The organism is Haloferax sp. Atlit-6N (genome assembly GCF_003383195.1).
Classification (GTDB): Archaea; Halobacteriota; Halobacteria; order Halobacteriales; family Haloferacaceae; genus Haloferax; species Haloferax gibbonsii.
In genome coordinates this window covers 1-491 of record NZ_QEQJ01000240.1, presented here as the reverse complement: position 1 = coordinate 491, position 491 = coordinate 1, and the positions used below count along the sequence as shown (strand labels likewise).

Here is a 491-nt window from a genome sequence, read left to right as displayed (position 1 = left end):
TGGACGCTCCGAATCGCCATAATTCCGTGCTCGGCCAACAGCTGCTGGTAATGGCTGTTGATTCCCATCTGCGTAACCACGACGTTTGCGCCGGTCTCGGCTATTCGGTCCACTACGTCCCGCCGCTTTTGAGCTTCCTGTCGCTCGAATTCTCCGACGGTCTCCGGAGACTCGATGTCCACGGTAAAGGAATCAACGACGTCAGGGTCCTGTAGCCCGCCTCGCTCGTGACCACCCAACAGCAACACGCTCGCGTCCTCGATTCGACGCGGCATATCTTGGTGGACCACTATATTTCGATCTAAAACGACGCCGTCGATCAATCGACTGTCGCGTATGGATCCGTGCCGAATCGTAGTAACGTCGAACGTCCGTTCGTTTGGCATCCCGACCGTAGTAGCGGCCTCTGCGGCGAGATGTGCGACCTGCGTCCGTATGTTGCCGAAGTTGTTTCCCGTCAGGGCTGTGCGTGCAGCGTCGACTGCAGAAAC

General features: G+C 57.8%; 1 protein-coding gene. It reads right to left on the bottom strand.

The features are described from left to right. A partial coding sequence (locus tag DEQ92_RS23340) for a TCP-1/cpn60 chaperonin family protein (protein ID WP_233516946.1) occupies positions 1-491 on the bottom strand: 491 nt, incomplete at both ends.